This window comes from Bacillus sp. JJ1503 (genome assembly GCF_036965125.1).
GTDB lineage: Bacteria > Bacillota > Bacilli > Bacillales > Cytobacillaceae > Cytobacillus.
This window is the reverse complement of sequence record NZ_JBALOZ010000242.1, coordinates 1,454-10,986: the sequence shown is the minus strand read 5'-3', so window position 1 is coordinate 10,986 and position 9,533 is coordinate 1,454. Positions and strand designations below refer to the sequence as shown.

General features: G+C 38.6%; 6 protein-coding genes and 1 other annotated feature. Of the genes, 5 read left to right on the top strand and 1 reads right to left on the bottom strand.

Annotated features, from left to right (window positions below):
- The first annotated feature begins 269 nt into the window (after positions 1 to 269).
- Together spoVID and ysxE are read left to right on the top strand one after the other, a co-directional pair.
- The gene (gene spoVID, locus V7149_RS18085; RefSeq protein ID WP_335347002.1) at positions 270 to 1,379 is read left to right on the top strand and encodes a stage VI sporulation protein D; all 1,110 of its coding nucleotides are present in this window, start codon (positions 270 to 272) and stop codon (positions 1,377 to 1,379) included.
- Between the two features lie 108 nt (positions 1,380 to 1,487).
- The gene (gene ysxE, locus V7149_RS18080) at positions 1,488 to 2,555 is read left to right on the top strand and encodes a spore coat protein YsxE (protein WP_335347001.1); all 1,068 of its coding nucleotides are present in this window, start codon (positions 1,488 to 1,490) and stop codon (positions 2,553 to 2,555) included.
- Between the two features lie 14 nt (positions 2,556 to 2,569).
- Here ysxE and V7149_RS18075 read toward each other — a convergent pair whose 3' ends face one another.
- Positions 2,570 to 2,761, bottom strand: coding sequence for a hypothetical protein (locus V7149_RS18075; RefSeq protein ID WP_335347000.1), 192 nt, complete (start codon positions 2,759 to 2,761; stop codon positions 2,570 to 2,572).
- Between the two features lie 209 nt (positions 2,762 to 2,970).
- Positions 2,971 to 3,249, top strand: a binding site (T-box leader).
- 60 nt (positions 3,250 to 3,309) lie between these two features.
- Between V7149_RS18075 and V7149_RS18070 the strand changes: the two genes are divergently transcribed.
- The 3 genes from V7149_RS18070 (at position 3,310) to V7149_RS18060 (ending at position 9,342) form a co-directional block, all read left to right on the top strand.
- Positions 3,310 to 5,955: a valine--tRNA ligase gene (locus V7149_RS18070; protein WP_335346999.1), complete on the top strand. Its 2,646-nt coding sequence runs from the start codon at positions 3,310 to 3,312 to the stop codon at positions 5,953 to 5,955.
- Positions 5,956 to 6,239: 284 nt separating this feature from the next.
- Positions 6,240 to 7,547: a bifunctional folylpolyglutamate synthase/dihydrofolate synthase gene (locus V7149_RS18065; protein ID WP_335346998.1), complete on the top strand. Its 1,308-nt coding sequence runs from the start codon at positions 6,240 to 6,242 to the stop codon at positions 7,545 to 7,547.
- 79 nt (positions 7,548 to 7,626) lie between these two features.
- Positions 7,627 to 9,342: a sensor domain-containing diguanylate cyclase gene (locus V7149_RS18060; RefSeq protein WP_335346997.1), complete on the top strand. Its 1,716-nt coding sequence runs from the start codon at positions 7,627 to 7,629 to the stop codon at positions 9,340 to 9,342.
- The last annotated feature ends 191 nt before the right edge of the window (positions 9,343 to 9,533 follow it).

Sequence of the window (9,533 nt, the reverse complement as noted above, 5' to 3'; positions counted from 1 at the left end):
CGTGGCGTTCTTAGTCTGTATTCCAATAATCGGGCTTTTACGGGCAGTTGCTCCGTTAACACTTAATATAAGTACTAATATTAATAATGAGCTTACTGCCCGTTAATCTGCGATAATTTTACTTACTACACTCATCTTTATAGATGGGTGTTTTTTTTTGTAAATTTTTTGCCGAGCTGTGTTATTTTCAATCATAAAAAAATTATCATTCTCATAAAGTGTAAATGACATAGTGATTAAACGTGAAGGGTATGAAAGGAGGAGTCGCTTTGTCTCAAGGAAACCCATCGTCTTTACGATTTTCTTTAGAGGAATCTGTATGGTTTCAAAAAGGACAGGAAGTATCTGAATTAATTTCAATTTCACTTGATCCCGATATTCTTATTCAAGAAAATGATCAATATGTAACGATTCAAGGAGCACTCGAGTTATCAGGTGAATATAAACGGTACGAGACAGCAGAAATAGAATATGAGGATACCTTTACAGCTCCGAAATTTATTCAAGTAGTAGAAGAAAGAGATGAAGGAGTATGTGAATTCACTCACTTCTTCCCAGTAGACATAACGATACCAAGAAATAGAATTGAAAGTGTTCATAATATTGATGTATTAGTCGAATCTTTTGATTATGTTTTTCCTGAAAGAAGCTGTATGAAGTTAACAGCGAATTTGACGATCTCAGGTTTGTACGGGGAACAGCAGCATGCTCCCCAAAGAACAGACGTTGAGGATAAGGAGCCTGCTTATCATATAGAAGTAGCAACGCCTGAATTAAACTGGGATATAGAGGATGAAACAGTTGAGGATAGAGAGCCTTTCACAGAAAAGGAAGACAAAACGATCTTTGTTCCATTTGAGGCTGAAGCGAAAAAACAGCCTGAAGTGGCAGTAAGGAATGAGAAAGTTCAGTTAGAGGCTGTTGAGGAAAAGATTGAAATACTGCCGGAGGTCTCATTTTCGGCACAAAGAGGTGAACAAAAACCTCCTTCCGCTGAAGAAATCTATTCAATGCCGAATTTGGAAGAAAGTACTCTTCAGGTAGTCGAAATAGAAATTGATCAGGAATCCAGCAGTGACGAATCTTCTGATCATTTAGCCAAAAAAGCTGCTGCCGAAAAAGAAGTAGCAGATAAAAAGAAGAAAAAGCCAACGAAAAAGAAAAGCATGTCTTTAACTGAATTTTTTGCGCGGAAGTCAGAGGACGATGTTGCTAGGCTAAAGGTGTGTATCGTTCAGCTAGGTGATACGATCGATATCATTGCCGAAAGATATGAAATTCCTGTTCAACGGTTACTCAGTGTGAATCATTTGGAAATTAGTCAGGATATATATGAGGGGCAGGTCCTTTATATCCCAGTTGCTGTTGCCCACAAATAATTTCTAAATAATAGGCTGGGCAGGTAACTATTCACCTGCTCAGTTTTTCTATTTGTCTAGCTCAAGCACTTTGGCGTATACGCTTTTTTATAAAGGCAGGTGATTCTTATGAAAGAGAAGAATCGATTACAGAACGTATATCCGATATTAAAACATTATGCAATTGAACCGCATTTTGTCGAAGAAATGGGTAGGATTCAAAAAATCTATTCAAATAAAGGTGTGTTTGCCTTAAAAAAAATTGATCCTAGAGATGGGGGAGATTTTGTCAAGCACATCCAAAATCTATATCAAAAGGGCTATAATCGAATCGTGCCTGTCTTTCCAACATTAGATGGAAGGTATGCTGTATTACATGAAAATGAACTTTACTACCTCATGCCCTGGATGATGAATGAAGCAAAAGAATTAAGCCATGAACGCAACCATCAGCTCTTTCGTGAACTTGCAAGACTTCATACTTTATCAGCATCTGAATTAAAGATTAGTAAAGAAGACAGAACCGAACATTTTGAAAAAACACTGTTAGAAAGGGAAAAGGAACAGGAGTTTTTGGAAGGATTTATGGAAGCTTGTGAACAAAGAGACTATTTGTCCCCCTTTGAATTAATGTTTGTTCTTTCCTATAACGAAATGCAACAGGCTTTAGATTTTTCTATTAAAAAGCTTAAAGAGTGGCATGAAAAAACGAAGGATCATGATAAGGCCCGAATTGTAACCGTTCATGGGAAAATCTCAGCAGACCATTTTTTATATGATGACAAAGGCTATGGTTATTTCACAAACTTTGAACGTGCTAAGCAAGGTTCCCCCCTACATGACCTGCTGCCCTATTTGTCACGAACGTTGAAAACCTATCCAAAGAGATCAGAGGAATGTATTGAGTGGATTTATACGTATTTGAAATACTTCCCTTTAAAAGAGGATGAATTGCTGCTGTTTCAAAGCTATTTTGCCCATCCAGGTGCGGTTATTCGTGCAGCCGAGAAATATTACAAAAATCCTTATAGCCATCATGAACGAAAGATTCTTCTGCACTATCAAAGACAATACTGGCAGATTAAAAATACAGAATATGTATTGATGAGGATGGAAGAGATCGAGAGACAAAAACAGGAGGCAAAAGCGCAGGCAGAGGCAGCAGCAGCAGCAAAACAAGAAGGAGCCCAAAATTAAATAGATTTTGGGCCCTATAATAGCTCAAGGCGTAGAGCGACAGCAATTAAAATTAAGACAGCAAGGAAAAGCACGTCAAAGGTAGTTGGAAAAATAATGACTCGTATTCCTTGAAAGCAGCAAAATGGAATAATAAACTGGGAGCAAGCCCCTCTAATTGTTTTTAACCACGGCGGCAGTGTATAAGGATTATACTTTCTTCTCATTTACATGCCCCTTTCCAACTTTTCTCATTTCATATTATGTGTCATCCCCAATGATCGTGCTTTAAATTTGGAACAATCTGAACCGCTCAAATGAAAAATTGATCATGCTTTAAGGCACCAATGGTGTCCATTTGTATAATATATTGATTAAAAGGGAATAATGATTGACGTCAATCCTATTTATTAGGTACTATATTGAATATAATAAATGAACAGCGTGGATAGGGAAGAGTACGATGGCTGATTGCTTTTAGAGAGGAAAACTATTAGCTGAAAGGTTTTCTAAGCAGTTCCGTTGGAAGGTCGCCCTTGAGCTTCTTTCGCGAAAGGATGCAAATTCGAGTAGTGAGAGACGGGAAATCCGTTATCTAGTTAAGAGTCAATCAATTTTTTAGATTGCAGGCGCGTTTCGGTAAGGTCGCCACTGCTTTTCTATTGTTGATTGAAAAAAAGGTGGTACCGCGAAGCAAACTCCATTCGTCCTTTTACGGCGAATGGGGTTTTTTGTTTTTTTAGGATAATTGATGTAATCGAAAGGAATGAATGAGATGGAAACGAAGGAATTAACGATGCCGACCAAATATGACCCTCAATCAATTGAACAGGGACGCTATGAATGGTGGCTAAAGGGGAAATTTTTCGAGGCAAAGGACGATGCGAATAAAGAGCCGTATACGATCGTTATTCCGCCTCCAAACGTTACAGGAAGGCTTCATTTAGGTCACGCATGGGATACGACTCTTCAAGACATTTTGACACGCATGAAGCGAATGCAGGGCTATGATGTTTTATGGCTGCCAGGGATGGACCACGCGGGGATTGCTACTCAGGCAAAAGTAGAGGAAAAGCTTCGCAGTGAAGGAAAAAGCCGTTATGACTTAGGCCGTGAAAAATTTGTAGAAGAAACCTGGAAATGGAAAGAGGAATACGCTAGCCATATCCGCCAGCAATGGTCTAAGCTTGGACTGGGCCTAGATTATTCCCGTGAGCGTTTTACACTTGATGAAGGCTTATCAAAGGCCGTTCGTGAAGTATTTGTCAGCTTATATAATAAAGGGTTAATTTACCGGGGCGAATATATTATCAACTGGGACCCTTCTACCAAAACAGCTTTATCAGATATCGAGGTTATCCATAAGGATGTTCAGGGTGCATTTTACCATATGAGATACCCACTTACTGATGGCACAGGACATATTGAAATTGCAACAACACGTCCTGAAACGATGTTAGGTGATACAGCAGTAGCTGTTCATCCTGAAGATGATCGTTATAAGCACTTAATTGGGAAAACAGTTAAGCTTCCGATTGTTGGACGTGAGATTCCAATTGTTGGCGATGATTATGTTGATATGGAATTTGGTTCAGGAGCAGTAAAAATTACGCCGGCACATGACCCTAATGACTTTGAAATCGGAAATCGCCATAATCTTGAACGAGTTCTTGTTATGAATGAAGACGGCACAATGAATGAAAAAGCCGGAAAGTATAAGGATATGGACCGTTTCGAATGCCGTAAGCAAATTGTTAAAGATCTGCAGGAGCAAGGGGTATTATTCAAAATTGAAGAGCATATGCATTCAGTTGGCCACTCTGAGCGCAGCGGTGCTGTTGTCGAGCCATATTTATCAACTCAATGGTTCGTAAAAATGCAGCCATTAGCAGATAAGGCCGTAGCCCTACAATCAAAGGAAGAAAAAGTAAATTTCGTTCCGGATAGATTTGAAAATACCTATCTGCGCTGGATGGAAAATATTCGCGACTGGTGTATTTCTCGTCAGCTTTGGTGGGGACATCGGATCCCAGCCTGGTACCATAAAGAAACTGGTGAAGTGTATGTAGCACATGAAGCTCCAGAAGATGTTGAAAACTGGGAACAGGATAAAGATGTTTTAGATACATGGTTTAGCTCAGCATTATGGCCATTCTCTACAATGGGCTGGCCAGATACTGAATCAGCGGATTTCAAGCGTTACTACCCAACTGCTTGTCTCGTAACAGGCTATGATATTATTTTCTTCTGGGTTTCTCGGATGATATTCCAAGGGCTTGAATTTACAGAGCAAAGACCGTTTAAAGACGTATTAATCCATGGTCTCGTTCGCGATGCGGAAGGACGCAAAATGAGTAAATCCCTTGGCAACGGTGTAGACCCAATGGATGTAATTGATAAGTATGGAGCTGATTCTCTACGTTATTTCTTATCAACAGGAAGCTCTCCAGGCCATGATTTACGTTTCGGTATGGAAAAGGTTGAAGCAACATGGAATTTTGCGAACAAGATTTGGAACGCATCCCGTTTTGCTTTAATGAATATGGATGGATTAACATACGAAGAAATTGATTTAACGGGAGAAAAATCGGTTGCTGATAAATGGATTTTAACAAGGTTAAATGAAACGATTGAAACGGTGACAAGATTGTCCGACCGTTATGAATTCGGAGAAGTTGGGCGCATACTATACAACTTTATTTGGGATGATTTCTGTGACTGGTATATTGAAATGGCGAAGCTTCCACTATACGGTGAAGACGAAGCAGCTAAGAAAACAACTCGTTCTATATTAGCTTATGTTTTAGACAATACGATGCGCCTATTGCATCCGTTCATGCCGTTTATCACAGAAGAAATTTGGCAAAACCTTCCTCACGCAGGGGAATCCATTACAGTTGCGGAATGGCCAAAAGTAATTGCCGAATTCACAGATCATCAGGCTGCAGGCGAAATGAAGCTCTTAGTAGAAATCATTCGTTCTGTTCGTAACAGCCGTGCAGAAGTAAACACACCGCTAAGCAAAAAAATCAAAATGATTTTAAAGGCTAAAGATGAGACTGTTCTAAAAACTCTTGAAAATAACCGTGGATACATTGAACGCTTCTGTAATCCAGAAGAGCTAACTGTTGCGATTGAAGTAGAAACACCTGAGAAGGCCATGACTTCTATCGTTACAGGTGCAGAGATTATTCTTCCGCTTGAAGGGTTAATCAATATTGAGGAAGAAGTAGCCCGTCTGCAGAAGGAATGGGAGAAGTTAGATAAAGAAGTGGAGCGAGTTCAAAAGAAACTCAGCAATGAAGGCTTTATCAAAAAAGCTCCGGAAAAGGTAATTGAAGAAGAGAAAGCAAAAATGCAGGACTACAGCGAAAAGAGAGAAGCCGTAGAAGCACGCATTAAAGAATTAAAAGGGGAATAAATTTGGTTGAAGGCGAATCCAATTGTTTGGGTTCGTCTTCCTTTTAAGAATTATTATTAGTTGCGGATATATGAGGTGAGGTGGCGGATATACGAACGAAAGTGGCAGAAATATGTACCAACTAGCGGATATCCCTTCAATCTAGAGATAAATTGATAGAAATAACCAACCTATTTACACATTAAGTGATCTAAATTATTGAAAACTCACCCCAAAAGTAATAAAAATAGTTATTTTTAATAAAAAATACATACTTAGTGTTTCAGCGTTAGGAGGCAGTAATCATGTTCACAACTTATGAAGAGGCTGTTTCTTGGATTCACTCTAGGCTAAGGCTGGGAGTTAAGCCAGGGCTCAAAAGAATGGAATGGATGATGGAAAAACTGGATCACCCAGAGAGAAGGGTGAAATCGGTACATATAGGCGGAACGAACGGCAAAGGGTCAACGGTTACGTATCTGCGCTCAATACTTCAGGATGCTGGTTATGCGGTAGGGACGTTCACTTCACCGTATTTTGAACAATTTAATGAAAGAATATCGATCAATGGAATGCCGGTTAGCGATGAAGAAATTATTAGATTAGCTAATGATATCTTTCCTCTTTCCCTTGAGTTAGAGGAAACAGAGCTCGGCGGTCCAACCGAATTTGAAATTATTACTGCTATGGCTTTTCAATATTTTGGACGTGTAAATCCGGTAGATATTGTGCTTTTTGAAGTTGGCCTTGGCGGCAGATTTGATTCTACCAACATTATTTTACCAATGCTTTCCATTATCACAAATATAGGTCTTGACCATACCGGTATACTCGGAGACACACATGCGGTGATTGCTTTTGAAAAAGCAGGAATTATTAAACCAGGTGTAAGTGTGATCACAGCTGTTAAGCAGGAGGAAGCTCTAGAAGTAATCCTCGAAAAAGCAGCAGAGATGAAAGCTCCAGTCTATTCACTTGGAAACGAGATAGCCATTAAAGACCACACTTCAACCCAAACTGGAGAAGTTTTCACGCAAAAAACACCGTTTAAAGTTTGGGAAAATCTCGAAATATCAATGGCAGGTAAACATCAAACAGAAAATGCTGCATTAGCCGTTATGGCAGCAGAAGTATTAAATAAATTTTATTCCTTTTTAATTGAGGACGAGCATCTTTATAGCGGGTTAAAAAAGGCTTATTGGCCAGGAAGATTCGAAATCATGTCTAAAGACCCTGCTATTGTCATTGATGGAGCTCATAATGAGGAAGGGATCGCTGCATTTACAAATGAGTTGAAAAATCGTTTTAGCGATAAAAAAATAAACCTCATCTTTACAGCCCTTGCCGATAAAAAGCTAGATAAAATGATTGAGAATCTAGATACAATTGCTGACAAAATTACCTTTGTTGAATTTGACTATCCACGGGCGGCTAAAGCAAAGGAGTTATTTGAATTAAGCAGAAATATGAATAAGGACTTTAATCCTGATTGGAAAGAAGCCATTAAAGAAAATATTAGTTCATTGCAGGATAATGAAATTCTTGCTATAACAGGCTCTCTATACTTTTTATCGGAAATGAAACCTTTTCTAGCAAAAATATTAAAAAATTGATATGTGACATTTTTTTGAAAATTTGATAAGATGTTCTTATTACTATTTTCCTATAAAGTGATTGAGAGGAGGGGTGTAAATGATAAGTGCTATAAAGAAAAAGGTAATTTGGGGGCTGTGGCTCTTCATTTTCCCACCAAGCTTATGGCTAATCTATCAGTTATACCCGCCTCATATAGCTGGTAAGGAAATTGACATCTTCGTTTTCCTAATTCTTGCGTTCTTTGTAGCAGCAACTCCAATGATTATAAACGGATCACCTATTTTTTTAATACAGTGGGTCGCCTGGGCTGTATTTTTAACATTCGGCTTGTTTGTTGAATTGATTATACTTCAGTTAACGATAATAGTTTTATTCATAAGAGTTAAATTACCAAAAGAACAATTTTTTCGGATTCCTTTAAATTCACTTATGTTTATGTTGGTTTCTTTCCTGAGCGGTGCAATTTATTACATGCTTGGCGGTAGCCCTGGTGCAAGATTAGCGGACATGGATCATTCTTTTTGGCTGATACCTATTTATCCGATTCTCTATTATGTTTTCAATCATTTCTTTATTTGGATCATTAATTTGGTTCTTTATAATGGGAAACGGGAGACATTTGGAATTGATTTTATTTGGGAAACTGTCACGACAATTATTACTTTCCCGATGGGTTTTGTACTTTTTATTCTATATAAAGAATTGGGACTAGTTGCACTTATTTTTGTCGGAATTCCATTTGCGAGCCTTTCGATTATTTTGACTCTTTATTACTCTAGTAAAAAAATCAATGAATTATTGCACAATGCTACGGAGATCGGCCATCAGCTAGCGGAAAGATTAAATGTAGACGCGGTCCTGGATTTATTTATTCAGAAGCTGACAGAAATGCTGCCTGTCGATTATGCTTATATTCTCGATATTATTGATAATGAAGAATTACATTTAATTCGTCAGGTTGAAAAGGGAGAAAAAAAATATTCAGTGATTGAGCCGCTCCGGAAGAATGAAGGGATTAGTGGTCTCGTCTGGGAACAAAAAAGCGCAGCGCTTTTCAACTCCCAAAAAGAATGGAAGGGTATTGTGAAAGGCTATATGCCAGAAAAGGTAGAAAGTGTTTTAAGTGTGCCGATTATCCGAAATAGTGAGGTCATTGGGGTCCTTTTTCTTGCATCCTCTACAAAAAGGGCTTATGAAAAATCCCAGCTCATGATTGTTGATATACTATGCTCCCACTTTGCTATAGCACTCGAAAATGCAAGAAATTATGAAAAAACAAAAGCACAAAGTGAACGCTGTGCCTTAACAAAGCTATACAATTATCGTTACTTTGAAAATCTTCTTAGCTTCGAATTCGAAAAGTTGAAAAATCAGGAAAGAGAAGTAATCTCCCTGATTATCCTAGATATTGACCATTTCAAATCGGTAAACGATATGTATGGTCATCAAAGCGGGAATGAAATTCTGTACCAGCTTGCCAATCTTTTAACAGACCTAATTGGGCAAAGAGGTACAATTGCACGTTACGGGGGAGAAGAATTCGTCATCCTTCTTCCAAATGTAGAAAAAAGCAATGCTGTCAAAATAGCTGAACAAGTAAGACAAACAATTGCAGACTATATTTTTACCCTCGAACACCATATCGGTAAAAATGAACAAATCCAGCAAGTCCATATCACGGCCTCCATCGGAGTCGCAGCTGCCCCTCAAGACGCAGATGAACCCCTAGCACTCATTCGCCACGCGGATCGGGCTTTATATGTCGGGGCGAAACGAGCGGGAAGGAATCGAGTGGCGGAGTATGTGAAATAGGCAGGGACCTCGCACAATAGGTTCCCTGCCTTATTTAATATTATTCAATAATTAAAAACGAAAGTAGAGATTAGGTGTGTATTCCTACATTAATATTCAACAGAAAAGGTTTTATTATCAACGTTCCATTTTCCTAAAGGTGAATTTGAACATGGGTTTGGAATTTCAAAAGGAATAAAGTTTGATCCATC

What these genes read in the sequence shown, in the direction of transcription:
- ysxE (WP_335347001.1), top strand. Translation starts at nt 1,488, where the DNA reads ATGAAAGAGAAGAATCGATTACAGAACGTATATCCGATATTAAAACAT.
- V7149_RS18075 (WP_335347000.1), bottom strand. Translation starts at nt 2,761, where the DNA reads ATGAGAAGAAAGTATAATCCTTATACACTGCCGCCGTGGTTAAAAACA.
- V7149_RS18070 (WP_335346999.1), top strand. Translation starts at nt 3,310, where the DNA reads ATGGAAACGAAGGAATTAACGATGCCGACCAAATATGACCCTCAATCA.
- V7149_RS18065 (WP_335346998.1), top strand. Translation starts at nt 6,240, where the DNA reads ATGTTCACAACTTATGAAGAGGCTGTTTCTTGGATTCACTCTAGGCTA.
- V7149_RS18060 (WP_335346997.1), top strand. Translation starts at nt 7,627, where the DNA reads ATGATAAGTGCTATAAAGAAAAAGGTAATTTGGGGGCTGTGGCTCTTC.